This is a genomic window from Shewanella sp. cp20, assembly GCF_000832025.1.
GTDB lineage: Bacteria > Pseudomonadota > Gammaproteobacteria > Enterobacterales > Shewanellaceae > Shewanella.
This window is the reverse complement of the sequence record NZ_JPII01000007.1, coordinates 291,373-312,487: the sequence shown is the minus strand read 5'-3', so window position 1 is coordinate 312,487 and position 21,115 is coordinate 291,373. Positions and strand designations below refer to the sequence as shown.

The 21,115-nt window shown below is 50.8% G+C and carries 21 protein-coding genes and 1 other RNA gene; 11 read left to right on the top strand and 11 right to left on the bottom strand.

Features of this window, described 5'->3' with window-relative positions:
* Together ubiH and DB48_RS01710 are read right to left on the bottom strand one after the other, a co-directional pair.
* Positions 1-1,242, bottom strand: a complete 1,242-nt coding sequence (gene ubiH, locus DB48_RS01715; protein ID WP_041508589.1) for a 2-octaprenyl-6-methoxyphenyl hydroxylase — start codon at positions 1,240-1,242, stop codon at positions 1-3.
* 61 nt (positions 1,243-1,303) lie between these two features.
* Positions 1,304-1,876, bottom strand: coding sequence for a UPF0149 family protein (locus DB48_RS01710; protein WP_041508588.1), 573 nt, complete (start codon positions 1,874-1,876; stop codon positions 1,304-1,306).
* Between the two features lie 283 nt (positions 1,877-2,159).
* On the opposite strand from DB48_RS01710, the gene DB48_RS01705 reads away from it, so the two are divergent.
* From DB48_RS01705 to DB48_RS01695, 4 genes are all read left to right on the top strand, one after another.
* Positions 2,160-2,468 carry a cell division protein ZapA gene (locus DB48_RS01705; RefSeq protein WP_041508587.1) on the top strand — a complete coding sequence of 103 codons (309 nt, stop codon included), beginning with the start codon at positions 2,160-2,162 and terminating at the stop codon, positions 2,466-2,468.
* A 77-nt stretch (positions 2,469-2,545) separates the two neighbouring features.
* Positions 2,546-2,726: non-coding RNA, 6S RNA (gene ssrS, locus DB48_RS19790), on the top strand.
* Between the two features lie 172 nt (positions 2,727-2,898).
* A complete protein-coding gene (locus DB48_RS01700; RefSeq protein ID WP_041508586.1) occupies positions 2,899-3,672 on the top strand; it encodes a MipA/OmpV family protein in 774 nt (257 codons plus the stop codon).
* Positions 3,673-3,691: 19 nt separating this feature from the next.
* Complete coding sequence (locus tag DB48_RS01695; RefSeq protein WP_041508585.1) at positions 3,692-4,147, top strand: CC0125/CC1285 family lipoprotein; 456 nt, start codon at positions 3,692-3,694, stop codon at positions 4,145-4,147.
* Positions 4,148-4,194: 47 nt separating this feature from the next.
* Here the strand turns inward: DB48_RS01695 and DB48_RS01690 are convergent, their stop codons facing one another.
* The 4 genes from DB48_RS01690 to DB48_RS01675 are packed head-to-tail and all read right to left on the bottom strand — an operon-like array spanning position 4,195 to position 7,472.
* A complete protein-coding gene (locus DB48_RS01690; RefSeq protein ID WP_041508584.1) occupies positions 4,195-5,508 on the bottom strand; it encodes an ATP-binding protein in 1,314 nt (437 codons plus the stop codon).
* 32 nt (positions 5,509-5,540) lie between these two features.
* Positions 5,541-6,242: a response regulator transcription factor gene (locus DB48_RS01685; protein ID WP_041508583.1), complete on the bottom strand. Its 702-nt coding sequence runs from the start codon at positions 6,240-6,242 to the stop codon at positions 5,541-5,543.
* Positions 6,242-6,631: a DUF3019 domain-containing protein gene (locus DB48_RS01680; RefSeq protein ID WP_041508673.1), complete on the bottom strand. Its 390-nt coding sequence runs from the start codon at positions 6,629-6,631 to the stop codon at positions 6,242-6,244. Before DB48_RS01680 ends, DB48_RS01685 begins: the two co-directional genes overlap by 1 nt.
* Before the next feature lie 7 nt (positions 6,632-6,638).
* Complete coding sequence (locus tag DB48_RS01675) at positions 6,639-7,472, bottom strand: MipA/OmpV family protein (RefSeq protein WP_152619078.1); 834 nt, start codon at positions 7,470-7,472, stop codon at positions 6,639-6,641.
* 524 nt (positions 7,473-7,996) lie between these two features.
* Between DB48_RS01675 and DB48_RS01670 the strand changes: the two genes are divergently transcribed.
* Positions 7,997-8,608: a 5-formyltetrahydrofolate cyclo-ligase gene (locus tag DB48_RS01670; protein WP_082035562.1), complete on the top strand. Its 612-nt coding sequence runs from the start codon at positions 7,997-7,999 to the stop codon at positions 8,606-8,608.
* A 19-nt stretch (positions 8,609-8,627) separates the two neighbouring features.
* Here DB48_RS01670 and DB48_RS01665 read toward each other — a convergent pair whose 3' ends face one another.
* Entirely contained in the window at positions 8,628-9,488 is an 861-nt protein-coding gene (locus DB48_RS01665; RefSeq protein ID WP_160290133.1) for a substrate-binding periplasmic protein, read from the bottom strand.
* A gap of 280 nt (positions 9,489-9,768) precedes the next feature.
* Between DB48_RS01665 and DB48_RS01660 the strand changes: the two genes are divergently transcribed.
* Positions 9,769-10,248: a copper resistance protein NlpE gene (locus DB48_RS01660; protein ID WP_041508580.1), complete on the top strand. Its 480-nt coding sequence runs from the start codon at positions 9,769-9,771 to the stop codon at positions 10,246-10,248.
* A gap of 15 nt (positions 10,249-10,263) precedes the next feature.
* On the opposite strand, the gene DB48_RS01655 is transcribed toward DB48_RS01660, so the two are convergent.
* Together DB48_RS01655 and ung are read right to left on the bottom strand one after the other, a co-directional pair.
* On the bottom strand, positions 10,264-10,857 hold the full coding sequence (locus tag DB48_RS01655) for a hypothetical protein (RefSeq protein ID WP_152619074.1): 594 nt from the start codon (positions 10,855-10,857) through the stop codon (positions 10,264-10,266).
* Between the two features lie 183 nt (positions 10,858-11,040).
* A complete protein-coding gene (gene ung, locus DB48_RS01650; RefSeq protein WP_041508578.1) occupies positions 11,041-11,709 on the bottom strand; it encodes a uracil-DNA glycosylase in 669 nt (222 codons plus the stop codon).
* Between the two features lie 166 nt (positions 11,710-11,875).
* Between ung and DB48_RS01645 the strand changes: the two genes are divergently transcribed.
* Together DB48_RS01645 and DB48_RS01640 are read left to right on the top strand one after the other, a co-directional pair.
* Entirely contained in the window at positions 11,876-12,412 is a 537-nt protein-coding gene (locus tag DB48_RS01645) for a type II secretion system protein (RefSeq protein WP_041508577.1), read from the top strand.
* A 118-nt stretch (positions 12,413-12,530) separates the two neighbouring features.
* Positions 12,531-12,848 (top strand): DUF3144 domain-containing protein, encoded by a 318-nt coding sequence (locus DB48_RS01640; protein WP_041508576.1) that lies wholly within the window; start codon positions 12,531-12,533, stop codon positions 12,846-12,848.
* 120 nt (positions 12,849-12,968) lie between these two features.
* Here the strand turns inward: DB48_RS01640 and DB48_RS01635 are convergent, their stop codons facing one another.
* Complete coding sequence (locus tag DB48_RS01635; protein WP_041508575.1) at positions 12,969-13,583, bottom strand: LysE family translocator; 615 nt, start codon at positions 13,581-13,583, stop codon at positions 12,969-12,971.
* Positions 13,584-14,044: 461 nt separating this feature from the next.
* Here DB48_RS01635 and DB48_RS01630 point away from each other — a divergent pair, with 461 nt between their 5' ends.
* Positions 14,045-14,497 carry a thioredoxin family protein gene (locus DB48_RS01630; protein ID WP_160290132.1) on the top strand — a complete coding sequence of 151 codons (453 nt, stop codon included), beginning with the start codon at positions 14,045-14,047 and terminating at the stop codon, positions 14,495-14,497.
* A 225-nt stretch (positions 14,498-14,722) separates the two neighbouring features.
* Here the strand turns inward: DB48_RS01630 and DB48_RS01625 are convergent, their stop codons facing one another.
* Positions 14,723-17,299: a TonB-dependent receptor plug domain-containing protein gene (locus DB48_RS01625; protein WP_041508671.1), complete on the bottom strand. Its 2,577-nt coding sequence runs from the start codon at positions 17,297-17,299 to the stop codon at positions 14,723-14,725.
* Between the two features lie 530 nt (positions 17,300-17,829).
* Between DB48_RS01625 and DB48_RS01620 the strand changes: the two genes are divergently transcribed.
* Together DB48_RS01620 and ccoG are read left to right on the top strand one after the other, a co-directional pair.
* Positions 17,830-19,278, top strand: a complete 1,449-nt coding sequence (locus DB48_RS01620) for a sigma-54 interaction domain-containing protein (protein ID WP_041508573.1) — start codon at positions 17,830-17,832, stop codon at positions 19,276-19,278.
* 187 nt (positions 19,279-19,465) lie between these two features.
* Entirely contained in the window at positions 19,466-20,908 is a 1,443-nt protein-coding gene (gene ccoG / locus DB48_RS01615; protein ID WP_082035560.1) for a cytochrome c oxidase accessory protein CcoG, read from the top strand.
* Positions 20,909-21,115 lie beyond the last annotated feature (207 nt).

Below are 21,115 nucleotides of genomic sequence, written 5' to 3'. Positions count from 1 at the left end.
TTATCGAAACTGACTGGCAGATTGAGGCGATTTCCACCCCATGGCTTTACGGGCAATAGGGGTCTTGAGCGGCGGACACCAGGAGAGCAGTCTAAGCCCCAGGTTGCGACCTGCCACCAAGGGCCAATGCTGATTGGAGAAGCCGCGCACAAGAAATTCCACATTGGTGATTGTCGTGTCGCGATCTTGCTGACGTCGACTCAGGTATTCGTGGGTCAGCTTGGCGCCGCCGATATCCTCGTCCCGCTCGAGCGCCTCATCGACTACCTCGAGCAAACAGACGAGATCCCTCAGCCCCAGGTTAAAGCCCTGACCGGCGATAGGATGCAGCGTCTGCGCGGCATTACCGATAAACACGGTGCGCTGATAGATGGGACGCGCCATGTAGGAAAGCTTAAGCGGGTAGGCATGACGCTCACCCACATCGATAAAACGCCCGGCACGGTGGCCGAAGGCATCTTGCAGCGCATCTAAGAAGGCGGACTTATCTGCCCCCAGCATCAGCTCGGCATGTTCAGGCGCCAGAGCCCACACCAGGGAGACGCGGGGTTGCCCGTCAACGTTGGCCATAGGCAGAATGGCCAGCGGGCCGCTATCGGTGAAACGCTCATACGCCCACTCGTGATGTGGCGTGTCGGTAAGCACGTTGGCCACCAGCGCCACCTGCTCGAAATCCACCTGCTCAAGCGGCAGCTTAAAATCTTGTCTGACCTTAGAATGTAATCCATCTGCTGCGACCACCAGCTTGGCGCTGATGGCGGTGCCATCGTCTAGCATCAGCTGCTGCTCATCGACCCCGGCGGCTATGCTGGCCACCTTGGCGGGACAAAACAGGCTAACCTCTTGCTGCTCAAGCAGGCTAAACAGCTTGGCACCCACTCGCTCCAGCTCGACCACCTGCCCCAGATAGGGCAGATGAAAATCCTTGGCGTTTAGTGTGGTCATGCCGAAATGGCCGCGATCCGAGACATGAATATTCTCGATGGCCGTGCCCAGGTGGGCCAGCTTAGGCCAGATGCCGAGACGGGTCAGCTCGAAAATAGAGCCCTGGGCGATGGCGATGGAGCGGGCATCGAATCCCGGATGGCCGTCGCCGGGACGGTTGGCTTCGATAAGGGCGACACGCAGCGGTTGCTGCCGGGTTTGCGCTAAATTAGCCAGGCCAAGGGCCAGGGTGGCACCGGCCATGGCGCCGCCAACGATGGCGATATCAAACGGCTTAGGGTCAGACGAAGTGGTCATTCACTTTCTCTATTGTTGGCAAGCGCTTAACTAGCGCCTGCCGCTTCAAATGCAGACAATATTAATGAATCATGGGGTCTTGATCTTTGATCTCACTCGGCTCGGGGCCGAATTCGGCATAACAGAGTAGCGCCGCCATACGGGCAAACTCCATCAGCTCGATATAAGCAGCCTCAGACTCTTCATCTTCGGCCACATCGAACTCCACCTGAGCGATCTCGGCGAGATCTTGAATCACCTCTTTGACATCACTCGAGGCGCGGTTGAGCTTAGGCTGCGCCATGGCAATCCCCGTCAGGAAGCTCTGTACCCATAGCGAGAGCGCCTCGACGCGCTTGCTTAGGGTCTCCTCCTCTTCCGGCGCCATAGGCGTGAAACCAAAATCGGCGTCTGTGATGCGCGCCAGGGTATCTTGATAGAGTTCTTCCAGCAGCTGCACCAGTGAGGGAGGCGGCAACTGACCATCGTTGATCAATTCGAGCAGGGGCTTGATCCACTCGCTCTTGGCTTGACCAACACCACCACAGATCAGTCCCACCAGGGAGCCATGGACTTCAACGGGATGTTGGGCGATATCGGCGGCATTGAGCTCGGCGAACAGAATTTCGATGCGTAAAGAGGGAGGGGTTGCCATAAGGTGTTCCAGTCATTATTTCACTTCTGACATGCTAGCAGATCTGGCCTGCTCGACCAAGCCAAAAGCATAGGCTGGCAGCCAGCTTAGCCCATTGGCAGCACGACACCATAACGTTAGCTGCGCACAATTCACGCAGCCACAGGCTACCAATGCTAAGCTATTGGTTATCTAAACAACATTTAATCTAACAAAGCGTTATTAAGGCCCCAGTGTTATTGCACTTTCCAGGGCAGCCCGATATAGTCCGCTCAACGACAGGATAAAAGGATCTACATCGCAAATGAGTAGCCATGCTATCGAAATTAGCTTATTGGGACGCACCTACTCCATCGCTTGTCCGATAGGACAGGAAGATGCCTTGCGCCATGTGGCCGACAAGCTGGAAAAGCAGCTGAGTTCCCTGCGTGCTCGAACCAACAACCTTAGCCGGGAAGAAATTGCCATCATGGCCGCTCTGAATATTGGCTATGAATTGTTGGAAGAACAGAAGAAGAATCAAGATTATATTAAGCAGATGGATGAAAAAATCGGTCTGCTGCAGTCGACCTTAGAGAGTGCGCTGGTTGAGCGCGCAACAAAAGGCGATTAAACTGTAATTACGCGTGAGGCGAAGCGATTTATAACGAATATCGCCGCCCGATCTAAGAGGTCGATACGCAACAATTTTGCTCCCTGTGGTGTGCGTGAGTCGGTTATGTCCCTGTGCCGATATTTACAAACTCAGGGTGAATGTTTTGATGACATTGCGCAAGCTCGGCGCGAACCGAGAAGCCTTAGGATTTAATCATTTACCCGCCTTGAACCTACGGTTCAAGGGCTACACCGGTAACGGCATCTTGGGGAGCAATTCAAATTAAAGAGGCCAGAAGGTATAACACTTTCTGGCCTTTTTTATGCCCCAAACAAGCTCCCCTGTCTTATGCACTGTAGGCTAGGATACATTCGGATACAGAGTCCGCATACGTCTTTCAATATAGTTTCGCCATCGTTATTAACAACAATGTGATGAGAACAAATCAATGAAAAAGCTATGCTTCCTTATTTCAACAGCTCTGATTTCAAACTGTGCCTTAGCTGAAGGTAATACCTATATCCGTAATGGCAATATTTATAGTCATCAAGGCCAATTCTTTGCCAGTGCCGGAGCGGTAACCGGCAGCGAGTTCTACCAGGGTCAAGATCGCAAAACAGGTGGCTACATTAATGGCGGCTATCATGGCGAAGACTTCAACGCAGACCTAAGCGGTATAAACTTTCGTTTCTTTAAAAGCACCGATAAGGCGATTGACCTGAGTGTATTTGTAGCTGGTAATTCGGGTTTTGATGCCAGCGACGCCACAGTTCTTAAGGGTATGAAAGATAAAAAATTTAGCGCCGACATAGGCTTAAATGCTGATCTTCATATCGGAAACGACACCTTGTCAGCAAAGTTTCAGCACGATGTCACTGGAGTTTATAACGGCTACCAGGCAGACCTCACTTACTACCGTCCAACGACTCTAGGCTTCGCCGACTTCGTACCTTACGTAGGTGTTCACTATTTTAGCAATGGGTATGTCAATTACTACACTGGCGTATCTAAGGCTGACGCAACCCCTAAACGCCCAACCTATAAGGCAAGTGGTTCACTTGCATACAAACTTGGTTACGCTTTAGTGATACCAATTACTGAGAATATCGACATTACTCAATCGACCTCTTATACGTATTTAGGTTCTGGCTTGGCTAATTCACCTCTAGTTGATAGCCGCAATCAATGGATGACAACACTAGGCGTCAGCTACAGTTTCTAGTGATGAGAGAATAAATGTCATGAAATCATTGAAAAAACTATCGACAGGTATCGTGCTTGCCCTAACACTAGCGGCCTGTGCCACACCTTACGATACCCAAAAGAGCTTTTGGACATTTGGAAAGGGATTTCAAACGGTACAAATAGCACCAGATAGCTGGCAGATCAGCTTTGTGGGTAACATCAATACAGATAGGGCTTTAACTCGCAAATATGTCTTGTTGAAATCGGCAGAGCTTTGCCGCCAAGCAGGCTATTCCTATTTTACTTACGTTAGCGAGCAAACTTATCGAGACTCGGTTGGTCAGTTCGGAGTAAGTTCAAAATCTAAAGATAGCCTCTTTACCAGCTCGACTATAGATAACGAAACCTCTACAGTTGTTGAGGTGACCGGACTTAATAGCAAGCCTATTAATACTGAAAAACAGATCTACGATGTAAACTATATCCTAAACAATGTATCTCCTGACGAATAGGTTATAGCCACGAAGGAGACTGGCACCGCAACTTAGTGCCAGTCTCACTATTCTATGTTGTTATATGTATTGCCTACAATTTTAAACGCCAATGACATTTTCGCCCCACCTAACTTTGGGGAGTAATCGATAGACAACCGAGTCCCCATCCATTCACCTATACGATGAACAATTGCTAATCCCATACCGTGCCCAGCATTTCCCCGACTTTGCTGACCACGTACAAACGGCTTCACGACCAGATCTACCTCACTGATATCAATACCTTTACCGTCATCTTCAACATGCAGCCAAGCTTTGTCGCCACTAACCTCGAGACAAAGATATATAGCAGAGCACCCAAAGCGCTCGGCATTACTCAATAGATTCGCCAACTGCATAGACAAATACTTGGGATCCGTTTTAACCATCAGCGGCGCCGGCGCTAGCTGACAATCAATTGGGTATGCAATACTGCTGTAGATTCCGAGCTTTTGTTTAAGCCAACTATTGAGTTCAATCACTTGAAATTCGGGTTGGATATTAGCTTCATCGAGGCGAGCATAACTCAGTAAGATCGAGACTAATTCTTCCATGGTATCGAGATCTCGGTTTAACCTTTGAAAGTATTTAGCTCTAAGCTGCTCATTTTGAGTTTCTTCCAACGCCTCTATACCAAAACGTAAGCGGGCAATCGGTGTTTTTAAATCATGGGACACTGCACGACTTAAAAGCTTATTATCTTCCACTAGCTGCTGAATACGATCTGCCATTCGGTTAAATTCGGTTTCAATGGCACCTATATATGAGGTCTTAGTTACCCTTACCCTTTCCTGGAGCTCTCCCATACCAAAGGCTTTTGTCGTCCTACTCAGACGCATTAACTGTCTGATAAGTGGCGAAATCCAAAACAATAGAATAACGACCATTCCGCCATAAAACAGCGTGGTATACAGCTCGTTTAAGCTGAACTCATTTTCCTCTGTTGATAGTAGATGAGTTCGAATGTTGAGTACTCGACCAGTTTGGGGCATACGATAATGCAGTGATATGCCTTCTTCGGAATCCAGCAACAAATAGGCATCTATTTCAAACTGAACCGTTAGTGATGGCGGCAACACAAATGCCGCCTCATCAATAATGGATAGTCGATGTTGGTTTTTCTGATTCCAACTATTCACAAATCCTGTGGAATCGACATCGTCATTATCTAAACTTAAAGCTAAAGCAGATCCCACTAACTTTAATGCGGTCAATTCTTCCTGAGCTGTCGATGTTTCGAAATCCAAGCTATTTAATCTAGCAAACTCGCTAATTGACCAACCTAAACTGACGATAGATGCCAATACCACCAGCACAAGTGAAATGATGAGCCGCTTCATCCGCCCTCCTAATTAATACATGACGAATGAAATTATTGGGGTGTATCTTCTCGGCAAAAAAGATAACCTTTTCCGCGAATCGTTTTAATTTCATAGGGGTGACACTTCGCCTCAGTCAGTTTTTTTCGCAGACGCGAGACTCGGTTATCTACCGAACGATCAAAGCCGTCATACTCGATTCCACGAAGAGTGACAATCAAGTCTGCTCGGCTCACCACCTCTCCCATTTTTGACGCTAATAACCAAAAGACATCAAATTCATTGGCATTTAGCTTTAACGGTTGTTCATCAATAAGGACAGATTTGGTCACAGCATTTAAGACTAATGATCCAAAAATAAGTTGTTGTTGAACATTGTCGTCTGATGAACGACGTAACAAGGCGTTTATACGTGCAAGCATCACCTTCGGCCTTATCGGCTTAGTTAGGTAATCGTCCGCACCGACTTCAAGCCCTCGAATCTCATCGCCATCCTCAACACAGGCTGTCATAAACAAAATAGGGCCTTTATAAAAAATTCTTGCCTCTTTGCAGATATCAAAGCCATTTTTTATCGGTAACATAACATCCAGTAGTACAAGATCAGGCTCTTCTTCGGCAATCATGGCCAGCGCGTAATCTCCTTGATTAGCAACGGTAATACCGTAACCATGATCCAGCAGGTAGTCGCTTATCCACTCCGCCAATGAAGCATCATCTTCAACAACTAAGATATTCTTCTCCGCCGCTAGCATTAGAATAGCCTCCAACCAGACTGACTTTGTTTGGGCGCTTTATACACCCAAGTAACAACGACTTTAATCTCAGCCAGTGGCTCTTCACTATCGAGACGAATCAAGCTATAGAGTGTTGTGGAAATCCCCTCAAAATCGTATTGATACTGCTTCATTGCTTGGCCATCCCAACAAATTATCTTTTGATGACTCTTAGATTCAGTCAAACAATAGCGCCCTACATCTGGGGTTTGCCATTTAAACAGTACATTTTGATAGCAGGTTTGCCCTTTATGCAGCGCCACACACTGCTCCGGAGAAACAGTGAGCTCAATAGGGGTCTGACTAGCCTGCAGGTTCATTGAACTAACCGAGATGAGTAGCCCCAACGACAGGCATAATTTAGTCATGGGCCACCTAAAATACATAGCTAATTGAAGCGTTGAAAAACGATAAATAGCCAGATTCATTAAAGGGGCTGTCAGTAACTTCAGCAGGCAGTACAGTCATGCGATACATAGCACGAAACACCAAGCGTTGGCTGATGGGATAGGCCACACCAACCTCCAAACCATAGCTAAACGAGCCATTTGGCTGGTATTCAGGAAACCTCTCCGTCGCCTCATCACTATTAACGCCAAAAAGATATTTATTTAATCTAGAGGATGAGTATTCAACACTGCCTAGCGCATGGAAATTCCAATTACGAACTTGCCAAGATTTTCCCAATCTGGCACTACTCTGGACACCTTGGCCATCATAATAATCGGTCACAATACGATATTGAAACACATAATCATCACTCCAATATCGAGTGAGCCTAAATCCCGCACCAATATAAAATGAATCTTCAGACATTAAATAAGCATTACGTTGCGCCTCATTTAGAGTTTTGGGATCTACCCCTTCAGCTCTTGACCAAGACCCCTTCAAATTTGCAGCGAGTATATCTAGCGACCAATTTTTGGAATTCCAGATATTGTAACCAATATTAATACCATCTTGAGACTGATGTACCATTTCAACAAACAGGCCTTTATATTGATACATGCCGCTAATTAACAAAGAGGGTTCTATTAATCCAGCATCAACTTGGCGAATGTCTACTTTATTCACATTGTACACACTCATACCAAGTTCAAAATAACCACCATCGTCGGTTCGGTTGTCAACTCCCCTACCAATACTGGTAGCGATATCAGACGCGACAGAGCTTAAAGGAACAAAAAAGACTAACGATATAATCACCATTAGCAAGCGGGAGCTATAATACATTTACTTTCTCAAAAAGATAAATACGAGTAAAAACAATGTTAATCGCTGTAAAACCTGTTAACAAACCAAAGGTGTTAAACCAAATACCAACAAATTAAAAACAAAGCCAACCAAAACCTTAAAAATCTGATAATGCCACACCAAAATACTGTTAAAAAATAAATATTTTGGCTACATAAATTTCCAGAACATTATAATACAATCAGCACAAAAGATTGTAGAAAGATTAATAAAAACACTCCCCACCCACTTAAATGCAAAGGTATTACCGACCTAATAAAAACAGTAATAAGTTATTTGAAACGAGGCTTATAAAACCCATTATTTATATAGAGAGTATCAGAAATTGATTTAAACCCAGTCCATACTTAGGTATTCAGCCATTGAATAACCATACTCTTGGCATCACCGCAACGCATACTTGAAAAGTTTCACTCAGCAGAGATAGACTGCCCACATAACATAGAACTCGATAACAGCCTTTAATGGAGTTAAGGATATTGAAACCCGCCTTCGCGCCGAGCGCCGCCAACCAGGAAAATCGTCAGGCGATCAGAAATCAAATCCGCATCGCAAGGCGGGCGATTCCTGCCGACACCCAGAAACAATTTGCCCATGAGGCAGCCACAAGGCTGATGGCGGTGATTGGTCAGCGTCAGGCAAAACACGTCGCCCTCTATCTGACCAGCGATGGCGAGCTGGATACCCAGCCGCTGATTGAGACCCTGTGGCAGGCTGGCGTGAATGTCTATTTGCCGCGTCTACACCCCTTTTCACGGGGCAACCTGCTGTTTTTTAAATACCATCCCACCAGCCACCTGATCCAGAATCGCCTCAAGATCTGGGAGCCAAAACTCAACATCACTGAGATGATCTTGCCCCAGCACCTGGATGTGATCATCACGCCTCTGGTGGCCTTCGATAAGCAGGGGAATCGTATGGGAATGGGCGGCGGCTATTATGATCGCTGCCTGAGTGACTGGCAGTTGAGGGGCAAACCCTACCCCATAGGCTATGCTCACGATTGCCAGCAGGTAGCAGCGCTACCCACAGAGCACTGGGATGTGCCCCTGCCCATGATAGTGACGCCATCTGTCATCCATACAGGCTAGGCCCGTTGCGGGGGCTCTCTTATCGACGAGCCTGTTTCTGCTGCCAATAGCCATTGGATCCAAAACCATGTTCGCTGAGTATGCGACCCACCTCGCCACTTTGCGCCATCTCGGTCAGACTTCGATTAAAGTCGTCGAGAACCTCTTGATAATGAGGCAGGCTTCTCGAGAGACCAAGGTGAAAAAGCTCCACACTCAGGGGCTCGCCTACTACCTCAAACTTGTCTTTAAACTGATCGCCCGATTGGGCGATCAGATACTGCGCAACATCTTCGCCAATCAGCACTAAATCGATTCGTCCGGCGAGTAACTTCTTAAGGTTGACCTTATCTGAACTGGCGGCTTCGGTTTTCAGCGCAGCGTTTTGAAATGCCTCTGGATTGGCATAGCCCCGGCCAATGCCGATACGATACTGACGAAGATCGGCCATGGTATTAAAGGCTATCTGTGAATCCACCCGTTTATAGAGCACGACATTGACCGAGAGTAGCGGCGCAGAAAAGGCGATCCACTCCTCCCTCGAGGGGCGATACCAGACACCCAAAATCACATCGGCGCCCCCCTTTTTCATGATGGCCTTGGCGCGGGCAAAAGGATAATAACGGTGAGCCATGGGATACCCCGCGTGTTGAAACACCGCCTGAGCCAGATGATAGATAACCCCCTGCGATGGCAGATTCGCCGAATAAAAGGGGGGATAGTCGTTAGACACGCTCACCAGAGAAAGTTTGTCGATTGACTTCTTTGCCGGTGCTACTGCCACTTGGCCAGATATTGCGCCGCCATTATCGGCTGAGCAGCAAACAGAAAAAGCCGTCGCCAACACTAGTGCAAATGCCAAACTCAAACGACGAGCCACACCCATGCCGGTACTGGGCATTAATCGGCTCGAGTAGCCAAAGTGGCTCGTATCACAGAGAGTAAAGGTACTGGGCATAGTTTAAGTTTCATAAGGATTAACAGATGGATAGTTCATATTTTAGTCTAATTTACCGACCTTAGGGTTGAGAGGTTAGGGTTAGCAAGAGAGCAAAGGGTGATTGAATGAAATCCGCTTTGAAAGCATGGAGAAGACAGACTAAAGTGTGCAGAGACTTATAGCGCAGGCTGGCCATTGGTTTTCCACGCTCCCCTGCTCGCCACCCGTTAAGGAAGAGATAATGAAGATAAGCGCGCGATTCCTCCCAGTTGTCCTGCTCACCCTCGGCGCCTGCGCTCAACAAACGCAAGCACCGAAATCCCCAGAGCCACAGCCAGAAGCCGCGATGTCACAGCCAGCAGCTTCTGTGTCAGCCATGCCGCTCGGCGATACCAGCCGCAATGCACTGGATTGGCCGGGCCTCTACGTGGGCACTCTGCCCTGCGCCGACTGCCAGGGAATCGCCATGAGCCTGCAACTCAATGGCGACAACAGCTATCGACTCACCCAAGAATACCTTGGCAAGCCAAGCCAGGCCGCCAAGGTGACCCTTAATGGGCAATTTAGCTGGAATGAGATGGGCAGCAAGATCACCCTTGATACCAAGGCCAGAAGCATGAAGCTTCAGGTGGGTGAAAATATACTCTTCATGTTGGACGATAAGGGTGAGCGAATTAAAGGGGCGCTGGCCCAGCAATACCAATTGGTGAAAACCAATTGATACGCTGATTCAGACTTAATTTGATTTACACCAGAGGTTTACACAGGGCGTGTCACCCACGTTAACCTCAAATCCTGGGCAGTGGTTGGCGAAGTATTTGGCCTCCTGACAAGAGGTCATCTGCAGGCATTGCTGCCGGGCATCGCAGCTAAAGACCACATCTTGTAGCTCCTGCTTACCCACGTAATACTCAGACCCTGGCGGAAACAGCCCCTCCGGCGGTTTGATGTCAACATTGGCTGAATAGTCATAGTTGACCATAAACAGATAGAGCAGATGACCAAAGGCGATCGCCAGCGCCACCAGACCGACCTTTACCCGCCAGCTGACGGCCTCGTGGTTATCGAACTTATCAAGCGACTCGAAGGGCGAGGTCAAGGTGATGGGATTGCCCAAGTCGATCTCTCCCTTGGTGACCTTAGTACCGCGCAGCGAATCTTTCCATTGGCGATACACCACAGATTCACCCTCTTTGGGCATGTGTTCGTAGGGGAGTAAATTGATGCCAAAAATTCTGAGTTCGTCCGATCCGTCGTCCGGGGCGATAAAGCCTACCCTCTGTTCCTGATTCCAACGAACAAGCGTTCCTCGCTTAGCTCTAATATCCATATTCCTGTCCGCCTTGAAAGCCTAGCCTGGTAGGCGGCCACCTACCTAAGCCGCTGTAACCTGTTGCAGTCTCTATGGGTTATCCCACCCCAAACTGTTAACAGTTACGTTACACTCCTCTATCAATATAATTAGCTTTTCAGGGGACGGCAAGTATGATTTTGTAGCAACTCGGCCTGAATTTTACACCTGCCAGTCGATAGGCGTCTCGCCGGAAGCCTTTAACAACTCGTTGATTTTTGAGAAGTGTTTACAACCAAAGAATCCGCGATAGGCCGAAAGCGGCGAAGGGTGTGGCCCGGTGACCAGATGGTGTCGGTCTGACTCGATAAGCTTGCTCTTCTTCATGGCATGGCCCCCCCACAACACGAAGATAATCGGGCGTGCTTGCCCATTGAGCAGCCTCAGGGCGTTGTCGGTGAAGGTCTCCCATCCGGCCTTAGCGTGGGAATGTGCCTTGCCCTGCTCTACCGTGAGCACAGTATTGAGCATCAAGACCCCCTGCTCGGCCCACTTAGCAAGGTGGCCATGTGCAGGGATCTCGAATCCCTGGATATCGCTGGCAAGCTCCTTATACATATTCACCAGCGAGGGAGGGACCTTAACCCCCGGCTGCACCGAGAAACAGAGGCCATGCGCCTGGCCCTCACCGTGATAGGGATCCTGACCGATTAATACCACCCTGACCTTATCCAGCGGCGTCAGTTCGAACGCGCTAAACACCTGCTCCTTTGCCGGATAAATAGCCTTACCGGCATCACGCTCTCCCTGCACGAAAGACTGCAACTGGCCGAAGTAATCTTGCTGTGCCTCTTGGTCGATAAAATCTTGCCAGCGGCTGATCTCTGTCATAGCTATCTCTTTATATCTTTTAAAAAAAACTTAGAATCGAGTGGTATTCTTGGCGTTGTCCGACTCGGACAGATACATACGCCACATCTAAGACTTACCTAGCCTAAGGACTTACCTAGCCTAAGACTTACCTAGCTTAGTCTCTACAATCCCAAGAGGTTTTACGATGTCCTTGGCACTTAAACGCGGCTTTACCCTTATCGAACTCGTGGTCGTCATCATAGTGCTAGGGATCCTGGCGGTCACCGCCCTGCCAAAATTTATCAACCTCTCCCAGGACGCTCAAGTGGCCAGCGTTAAGGCCACCGGCGGCGCCTTCAAGTCCGGCATCGACATGGCCCGCGCCGTATGGGCCGTTCGCGTAGGCTCGGGCCCGGCGGAAAACCTCAAGACCTTCGGCGACAGCGAGTCGGGCGAGATGAATTTTAACGCCAATGGCTGGCCGGCGCAGCATTACTTTACCGATAACGAGGCCTCACCTCAGCTGGACAACGTAGAAGATTGCATCTCGGTATGGGAAACCGTCTTTCAGGGCGACGAGCCCAGCGTTTCCCGCGGCGATGCTCAGACCAGCACAGATTATAAGGCAAACTATATCAGTGTGAATCAATGTCGCTATCACCTGAGCGACAATCAAAATCTCAGCATCTACTATGATTCACGCGATGGCCGCGTGCTGGTCGACAGCGATCCCGCCAGTTAATCTCGCGAGCCTATGGGGATTGGCGATATAGATCCCATTACCTCTAAATCTATGCTTCATTAACGGCTAATTTACGTTACTATGCCAGCATACTATTGACCTACCTGTGAGCATGCGCATGTCAGAACAGCAAAAAGAAACCACTATTTTTCAGATAGCCGACAAGTTTATCGCCTTAGCCAACGAGCTTAGCGCCGAGGAGCAGGATATTGCCAAAGTAGGTACCGCCCTGCGCTTTGCCGCCGCCCGCTTTAACGCCTTCGAGGCAGCGCTGAAATCTGCCGATCTTAAGGCCGAGAAAACCAACGCACTGGAGTGGTTTACCAAAGAATACAAGGATATGTTGAACGATAACTTAGACGATCATATCGACAATCCACCTTCGGCTCAGCAAGAGCCTACCAAAGATGATGCCGTACAGGTCTTCAACGGCTAGTCTGCCGACAGGCATAAACAGATAAAACAATGCGGCTAAGGTAGATCCCTTAGCCGTATTTGTATTACTCAGCTAAAAAGCGCGACGCCATAAAAGCTACCAAGCGTTACGCCATAGAGGCTAGAGGGTCACCAGCACCCGCACCGCCAGCAGAATCAGCACCACACCCGAGAGCTTATCGATCAGCGCCGCCTTCTCTCTGAGCTTAGGTAACACAGACTTGTGCGACAGCAGGAAGGCGATCAGCGTGTACCAGAGACCATCGACCACCAGTGGCGTCAGCACGATAAGCGACTTACCCCACAGCTCGTCGGCTACCATCACAAACTGACTGAAGAGCGCCAGAAAGAACAGCATGATCTTTGGGTTAAACAGCGAGATGGCAATGCCATCGCGTGCCGCAGTGATGAGATCCGTCGACTTGCCGGCCGCCAACTTGTCCGACATACCGCCCTTAGAGCGCAGCGCCTGAACGCCGATATAGGCAAGATAGAGGGCGCCGAGAATCGCGATACCGTTAAACACCAGCGGCGCCTGCTTGAGCAGCACGGCCAAGCCTAGCAGGGTCACCAGGGCATAGACACCTATGCCGATGGAATGTGCCCAGGCGCAGACGATGCCGTTGGCTCTCCCACCTCCTAAGGTGTGACGCACCACCATGGCCAAGCTAGGCCCGGGCGACATGGCCCCCAAACAACAGATGGCTAGCAGACCAAGCCAGGCACTAAAACTCATACGGTATCCTCTATCATTCACAATTACGAAATCGGCGTTACGAAATAGGCGCTACGAAATAGGCGTTACATCGCCCCAACCTGATGGCGACTGGCAAATCCAGCGCAGGCCAATATACCTCAATCCCCCCATGCTTTTAATACTCCCGACGAAACTAAACCCATGCGGGTGGCGCGGGCATCGACCTAAGTCAGGCCATTAACTTATTGAGCGGTTTAATCTGTTGGGGAAGAGAGCCCCTCACAAGGGCTCCACACCATGAAATTATCCGCGCCTTGCGCTTTTGCCCCGCGTAAGCAGCAGACATGTTAGGCTAAGGCCCAATACTCAGACAGATTGATGAATCCCAGGATATGAGCTCTAACCTACTTCTTCTAAGCACCGCGACCCTAGGGTCGATATTTGGCCTGCTTGTCTGGCTTGTGTACAAGCGATGCCAAGGAAAGAATATCCCGATTGGCGTGCTAGGCGTCCTAAGCTGTCTATTGCTACTCAATGCCGCCGTCACTTACTTTGTCTTGCCCAAGGAAGACAGCCAAGCTTATAAACAACTGACCTGGCACAACCTGCAGCCAGAGCAGATCCCCGCCTGGGTTGCTAAAGGCAAAACGGTATTTGTGGATGTCAGCGCCGACTGGTGCAACATATGTAAGGCCAACAAAGACAGGGTACTGCATCAGGCGGTGGTGGTTGAGCGGCTAAAGGATAAAAATATCCTGTTGATGCGCGGCGATCTTACCCAGAGCGACGCCAGGATAGAGGCTTACCTGGCCAGGTATCAGGCCTATGGCGTTCCCTTTAACATCGTCTACAGTCAGGCGCATCCCACTGGCCTGGTACTGCCTAGGGTGCTGTCTATCGACGATCTGCTAACCTCTCTTCCACCTCGAAGTTATACCAATCGTAATAAATAATTAATCATTCTAGCTTGTTAAAATGCTCGATAACTGTATTAGTATTTTTAATTGTAGAATAACTACTTACCTAAAAATCCTGCTTTGTTCTTAAGCGTTTTTTCTGCGCTATTTCTGATCACATATTTACTGTGATTGGTATTAGTTTTATAAAAAAAGAAGGCTGCATAGCAGCCTTCTTCTTATCTCAATCGCTGGCGTCAAAGCCGATTGAAGCACCGAGGATTAGAAGCGGTAGTTCACGCGACCATAGTAGTAGCCACCGTTGTAATCGAACGGGCCACTCTCATAGTACACGGCGCCTAGCACGCCACGGGTACCGTCCTTCAGCTTTTGCGCCTCCTGATCGAACAGGTTGTTGGCACCGATAGATACCGTCAGGCTGTCGAGGAACTGATAGCTTAACTCGAGGTCCAGAGTCACCGCCGAATCGGCCATCTCAGACCCCCAATCCGAGGTATCGTCGGCGTGGGTCGCATAGTACTCGCCGAAGTAGTTACCGCGCAGCGACATGCTGAGTCTGTCCCAAGACTGTGCCCAGGTCAGGGTCGCACGGTGAGCCGGAATACCATCTTCTAAGCGACGTACCTTACCCTCATCTGTGGTGTTCGGGTTGTACTTATCTACACTGGTATCTGTCCAGCCATAGGCCAGGCTAAACTTGGTATCGCCAGACAACAGCTGAGTGTCGTAGGAGGCGACCAGATCGATACCCTGAGTGGTGGTATCGAAGTCGTTGGTATAGTAAGTCACCGCAGAGATCAGCTCTGGGAACTCAACACCGGCGGCGCGCAGCGCATCATAGTCATCAGCCTCAACCGCGATCTGACTCGACTGGGCGATACGTCCCGTCACCTCGATGTTGTAGTAATCTACTGTCACGAAAAGGTTTTCATGTTCAAACACTGCACCCAGGGCGTAGCTGACAGACTCTTCAGGCTTGAGCACCTTACCACCATAGAAGGCCGATAGCGGATCCGTTGGCGGCGCGATAAAGGTCTGGATCAGATCGCCATCGACGATAGAGGTCTGAGTGTTTACCACGTTCTCCTGGCCCACGGTCGGCGCACGGAAACCTGTGCTGTGCGAGGCGCGGAAAGAGAGAGCGTCTGTGGCCGTGAACTGCGCGGTCAGCTTATAGTTGAGGGTATCGCCGAAGGTCGAGAAGTCCTCATAGCGCAATGCGGCACCCAGCAACCAACGCTCGCCCAGATAGGCTTCCATGTCGGCATAGACACCTATGTTGTTACGCGAGTTCTTGCCTGCGGCCTCTGGACCGAACCCCTTGAAGCCGTGAGAGCCGATGTTAAAGCCCTGGTCGGCGTAAGGCCCGGCCACCCAAGAGGCTTCTTCGCCCTGAGTGATCTCGAACGACTCTTCACGCCACTCGAAACCTGTGGCGAAGCTGATATCTTCGACGCTGCCTAGGGTCAACATGCGAGAGAAATCTAGGTTAACGGTAGTCTCTGCCTGCTCATAGGCACCGGTTTCGAAGTCGGTGGGCGTGTCTAAGCCCAGTGACGGGTTGAGCGAGTTCTTCAGGCTGAAGGTCGACTTGTTGTTACCCATACCCGCGCTGAAATCATAGTTCCACTCTCCCAGCTCGCCCTTCACCCCGGCGAAGAAGGAGCTGTCTTCCACCGTACCGGCAAACTGCGGCGTATAACCGCCCGGACGCAGCTGGTTCATGGCGAAACAGTTAGGGTCGGCCAGCATCGCCTTGTAGGCATCGGTTTCCAGCACGTTGCCGTCGCTACCATCGGCATTCTTAGGAATAGGTACCACGGCGCAGGTAGAAGGATCGCCATTGATCGCGCCTACCAGCAAGGTCTCACCGTCATCCAGTGAGTAGACGTTGCCACGATTGTGTGGGTTACGATAGTAGAAACCACCGACCACGTCGCGCGAAGAGAGGTTACCGAAGGCATATAGGCGCGCATTATCATTGATGTCATAGCCAGAGTTTAGGAAGAAGCTATAGTCATCCTTGATCTCTGGGTTCCCCCACACCTGGGCAGGGTCTTCGACGAAGGTATTGCCCTGCTCTATCAGGTTGGCCGCATCGGGACGCTGTATGCTGCGGCTGGTCGCATCGGCATTCTTGTATTGTAGGCTGAGGTTCACAAAACCAGCATCGGACAGTGGCAGTCCCACGTTGGCATCTATGGTAGTGGTGGCACCGTCACCCTCATAATATTCACCCTGACCGACTGTGATAGAGCCACCCTCGGCGTCATCCTTAAGCACAAAGTTCATCACACCGGCGATGGCATCTGAGCCGTATTGCGCCGCTGCACCGTCGCGTAGTACCTCTACTTGTTTCAGTGCCGCACTCGGGATCACCGAGATATCCGGGCCCTGAGCACCGTCGTTGATACCGCCGCCCTGGAAGGCGATCACCGAGGCGCGGTGACGGCGCTTACCGTTTACAAGCACTAGGGTGCTATCAGAAGGCAGACCACGTAGGTTGACCGGACGGATCAGGGTTGCCGCATCACTGATAGGCTGAGCACGGGAGTTGAAAGAAGGTACAGAGGTGACCAACATATCGATCATGTCGGTCGAACCATTCTTCTTGAGATCATCGCTGCTGATGATATCGATAGGCACTGGCGAATCGCCGATAGATCGCGGCGCAGAGCGTGTCCCCACCACGGCAATCTTTTCAATATTGTCAGACGCTTGAGCCTGTTGATCATCGGCCAACGCCTGTGTACTCGCTAACGACCCTGTCAATGCCAAAGAGATGGCAAAACTCAGCGCACTCACGCCGAAACCTTTATTTTTATGTGTTGTCATCATATTTCCCGCATAGTTTTTTTTATATTTCGCCATCATTCGCGCCTTTTTAACGCGAATCACCACAGGCATTCCCCAGAGCGAAATGAATACATTTCATTTACACTTCTATAACAAATAAAAAATAATTGCTAATACTAATTAATCTAAATTAGACGATAGTCGGTTAGTGGCATAGGCTAAAAAACGAACAAACATGCGGTGTTGGCGGCAAAAAACCAAATAGATTAGTCAGTAAAGCTCAAACAATTCCGGTTAGAGCAATTATTCAGAAGCACTCAAAAAATCAATCATTGGTTAACATCTACCTCTAATGAGATAGTTAAAATAATCGGCTAGGCATAGCGAAAAACAAACATATCGTCGGCCTAAAAACGAGTGACGATATATCGCGACATTGATTGATGACGCCAACCAGAAAAACCGGTTAAGATAGACGCAGATTCAACCCTGGGATGTCGAGCTTATATCCCGAGGCGAACATTTGAAGATTGCGCTCCCAAGAGGCGCATTGCCAGCAAGGAGCGGCGAGCATGGCTTGTAAACACCCAAGGGTCGATGATGCCCATGTGGACTTTCTACCCGAGAACAAACTCCTGCTCAACGCGGTCGGAGAAGGGATATACGGCTTCGACCTCGAAGGAAACGCCGTGTTTATCAATCCCGCGGCCGAGAGAATGACGGGCTGGAAGGCCGAGGAGCTACTGGGCAAGAACATCCACGACTGTCACCACCACAGCCATGCCGATGGCAGCCCCTATCCTCAGGAAGAGTGCCCCATCTATAACACGCTCCACGACGGTATCGCGAGAGAGATCAGCCATGACCTCTTCTGGCGCAAGGATGGCAGCAGTTTTCCGGTGCACTACACCTCGACCCCTGTCTACAAGCAAGACCGTCTCATTGGCGTAGTCGCGATATTTCGCGACATCAGCATTCAGAAACAGACCGAGGCCTCGCTCAGGGAGGCGCTTAAGCAGGTGCAGGCCCTGTCGGAGAAGTTGGCCAACGAAAATGATTACCTGCTGACCGAGCTGGCCAGCCACCGCCAGGAGGTGAATATCTCGGGCGAGAGTGAAGCGATTCAGTCACTGATCCAGCAGATAAAGTTGGTGGCCAATACCAGCAGTACTGTCCTGATCAACGGTGAAAACGGTACCGGCAAGGAGTTGGTGGCCCGCAACATCCATGCCCTGAGCGATCGCAGCGTTCAGCCCCTGGTGAGCGTCAACTGCGCTGCCTTCTCCCCCACCCTGTTAGAGAGTGAGCTCTTCGGCCATGAAAAGGGCGCCTTCACCGGCGCGACCAGCCGCCGCAAGGGACGGTTCGAGCTGGCCCACCAGGGCACACTGTTTCTCGATGAGGTGGCCGAACTCTCCCTCGAGGCCCAGTCTAAGCTGCTCAGGGTGATCCAGGAGCAGGAGTTCGAGCGTGTGGGCAGCAGCACCCCGATCAAGGTGGACATACGCCTGGTCACCGCCACCCATCACGATCTACTAAAGCGGGTAGAACAGGGGCTGTTTCGTATGGATCTCTACTATCGCCTCAATGTGTTCCCGCTGCATGTGCCGCCTCTGAGGGAGCGGCTGGAAGATATTCCGCTATTGGTCAGCGATATTCTGCTCAACCTCAACCATAAGCTGGGCAAGAAGATCAAAGGGGTCAGCAAACAGGGCATGCAGCATCTGATGGCCTATCATTGGCCCGGCAATGTGCGCGAACTGCAGAATGTGATCGAGCGTCAGACCATACTCTGTCACGGCCAGATCCTGCAGATCCCGGCACTGCAGGCCGAATCACAGCCCCAGGACAAGGGTGAGTTTCAGACCCTGCAGCAGGTGGAGGCCAACCATATTCGCCGCACGCTGAAGCGTCTCAACTGGCGTATCTCAGGCCCCAACGGCGCCGCCAATGTGCTGGGACTGCCCGCCAGCACGCTGAGGTCCCGCATGCTCAAGCTAGGCATTAAACGTCCCGCCTAACAGGCTGACTGACTGACTGCGGCCCATACAAATTAGCGATATGTCGCCAAAGCACGATATATCGCTAATCAAATAGAATCCAATCAGATTCAACTCCCTTTATTTCAATAGCTTACAAAGCACCTAAACTTGGATCTCAACTTGCAGTGGCTGTCGGCAATTCCCTTAGCAAGAGTTTAGAAATCCAATGAGTCAAGATCTCAGCAGTAAAGAGAACCCAATACCCTCCAAGTCCGCCTTGGGCACCGCCATTCCCGTGACCAACCTGCCGGCCCAGCGCGGCAAGATACATATCAAGGAGCAGAAGGGCCACTTTCAGCGGCTGCGCACCGGCCTCAACAGCCTGCTTATCCTCTTCTTCTTCCTGCTGCCCTTCATTCCCTACCAGGGACGCCAGGCCATTCTGTTAGATGTCGAGCGTCAGGAGTTTCACTTCTTCAGCCTGACCCTATGGCCCCAGGATTTCACCCTGCTGGCCTGGCTATTCATAATTGCCGCCTTCGGCCTGTTCTTCGTCACCGTCTTCTGGGGGCGCGTCTGGTGTGGCTACCTCTGCCCCCAGACCAGCTGGAGTTTTGCCTTCGTCTGGATAGAGCGGCAGATTGAGGGCAACAGCAACAAGCGTCACGCCCTGGATAAGGCCCCCTGGCACCTGGAGAAGATCCTCAAACGCACCGCCAAGCACCTCGCCTGGGGACTCGCGGCGCTGGTAACAGGCTGCGGCTTCATCGCCTACTTCATCCCGGCCAACGAACTCTATGGACAGATCTTCACCCTCAGCGCCAGCTTCTGGGTCAGCGCTTGGGTCTGGTTCTTCGCCCTGTGTACCTACCTCAACGCAGGCTGGATGCGCGAGCAGATGTGCCTGCATTGCTGCCCCTACGCCCGCTTCCAGTCGGCCATGTTCGACGCCAATACCCTGACCGTCTCCTATGACGCCACCCGCGGCGAGTCGCGCGGCCCGAGAAAACGCAAACAGGCCACCGAGCTTGGCGACTGCGTCGACTGTAACCTGTGTGTCGATGTCTGCCCCACGGGAATCGATATCCGCAACGGCCTGCAATACGAGTGCATCAACTGCGGCGCCTGCGTCGACGCCTGCGATCAGACCATGGATAAGTTTGGTTACGACAAGGGGCTGATCCGCTATGCCAGCGAGAACGAGCTCAAGCAGAAACAGGTAAAACGCTTTACCTCCTTCAAGTTCGTCGGCTATGGGCTGGCGGTGATCATCATGCTGAGCGTGTTTGCGCTGGACCTCTATCGTCATCAGAGCATAGATCTCAACGTTATCCGCGATCGTCAGAGCCTCTACCGCGAGGTGGGCGACGGTCGCATAGAGAACAGCTATACCCTGAAGATCCGCAACAAGACACAGGAAGATCACCAGTACCTGATCGCCCTGGCCGATGCCGCTAACCACGGTATCGCTCGGCAGACCAAACAGCGCGTGTTGATCAAGGCTGGCGAACAGCTGAGCTACCCGGTAACCGTATATGAGCAGAAACGGGCCGGTTTTGTCGGCGCTAAGCTGCAGAAGCAGACCATATCTTTCACGGTAACCAACCTGAGTAACCCTAAGGAGAAAGTCTCCCAGGCCAGCCCCTTCTTCAGCCTGAGCGCCTTTTAAGCCCTCTATTAAGACAACCACCCCCGGCGGCGCAACATAACGCCGGGGCAAACGCCCGCCACGAGGCGGGCGATTCTCACCCCTTGCTCTTCCGATTCAAGGCTCAGGTCTAAGTCATCAGGTCTAAGTCGTCAGGTCTAAGTCATCACGCCTAAGTCATCACGCGTAAGTCATCAGGCGAAAAGGCTCAGGCTTCAGGGCGATGAG

Excerpts from the sequence above, each read along its gene's own strand:
- ubiH (WP_041508589.1), bottom strand. The coding sequence starts at position 1,242 with ATGACCACTTCGTCTGACCCTAAGCCGTTTGATATCGCCATCGTTGGC.
- DB48_RS01710 (WP_041508588.1), bottom strand. The coding sequence starts at position 1,876 with ATGGCAACCCCTCCCTCTTTACGCATCGAAATTCTGTTCGCCGAGCTC.
- DB48_RS01705 (WP_041508587.1), top strand. The coding sequence starts at position 2,160 with ATGAGTAGCCATGCTATCGAAATTAGCTTATTGGGACGCACCTACTCC.
- DB48_RS01700 (WP_041508586.1), top strand. The coding sequence starts at position 2,899 with ATGAAAAAGCTATGCTTCCTTATTTCAACAGCTCTGATTTCAAACTGT.
- DB48_RS01695 (WP_041508585.1), top strand. The coding sequence starts at position 3,692 with ATGAAATCATTGAAAAAACTATCGACAGGTATCGTGCTTGCCCTAACA.
- DB48_RS01690 (WP_041508584.1), bottom strand. The coding sequence starts at position 5,508 with ATGAAGCGGCTCATCATTTCACTTGTGCTGGTGGTATTGGCATCTATC.
- DB48_RS01685 (WP_041508583.1), bottom strand. The coding sequence starts at position 6,242 with ATGCTAGCGGCGGAGAAGAATATCTTAGTTGTTGAAGATGATGCTTCA.
- DB48_RS01680 (WP_041508673.1), bottom strand. The coding sequence starts at position 6,631 with ATGACTAAATTATGCCTGTCGTTGGGGCTACTCATCTCGGTTAGTTCA.
- DB48_RS01675 (WP_152619078.1), bottom strand. The coding sequence starts at position 7,472 with ATGGTGATTATATCGTTAGTCTTTTTTGTTCCTTTAAGCTCTGTCGCG.
- DB48_RS01665 (WP_160290133.1), bottom strand. The coding sequence starts at position 9,488 with ATGCCCAGTACCGGCATGGGTGTGGCTCGTCGTTTGAGTTTGGCATTT.
- DB48_RS01660 (WP_041508580.1), top strand. The coding sequence starts at position 9,769 with ATGAAGATAAGCGCGCGATTCCTCCCAGTTGTCCTGCTCACCCTCGGC.
- DB48_RS01655 (WP_152619074.1), bottom strand. The coding sequence starts at position 10,857 with ATGGATATTAGAGCTAAGCGAGGAACGCTTGTTCGTTGGAATCAGGAA.
- ung (WP_041508578.1), bottom strand. The coding sequence starts at position 11,709 with ATGACAGAGATCAGCCGCTGGCAAGATTTTATCGACCAAGAGGCACAG.
- DB48_RS01645 (WP_041508577.1), top strand. The coding sequence starts at position 11,876 with ATGTCCTTGGCACTTAAACGCGGCTTTACCCTTATCGAACTCGTGGTC.
- DB48_RS01640 (WP_041508576.1), top strand. The coding sequence starts at position 12,531 with ATGTCAGAACAGCAAAAAGAAACCACTATTTTTCAGATAGCCGACAAG.
- DB48_RS01635 (WP_041508575.1), bottom strand. The coding sequence starts at position 13,583 with ATGAGTTTTAGTGCCTGGCTTGGTCTGCTAGCCATCTGTTGTTTGGGG.
- DB48_RS01625 (WP_041508671.1), bottom strand. The coding sequence starts at position 17,299 with ATGATGACAACACATAAAAATAAAGGTTTCGGCGTGAGTGCGCTGAGT.
- DB48_RS01620 (WP_041508573.1), top strand. The coding sequence starts at position 17,830 with ATGGCTTGTAAACACCCAAGGGTCGATGATGCCCATGTGGACTTTCTA.
- ccoG (WP_082035560.1), top strand. The coding sequence starts at position 19,466 with ATGAGTCAAGATCTCAGCAGTAAAGAGAACCCAATACCCTCCAAGTCC.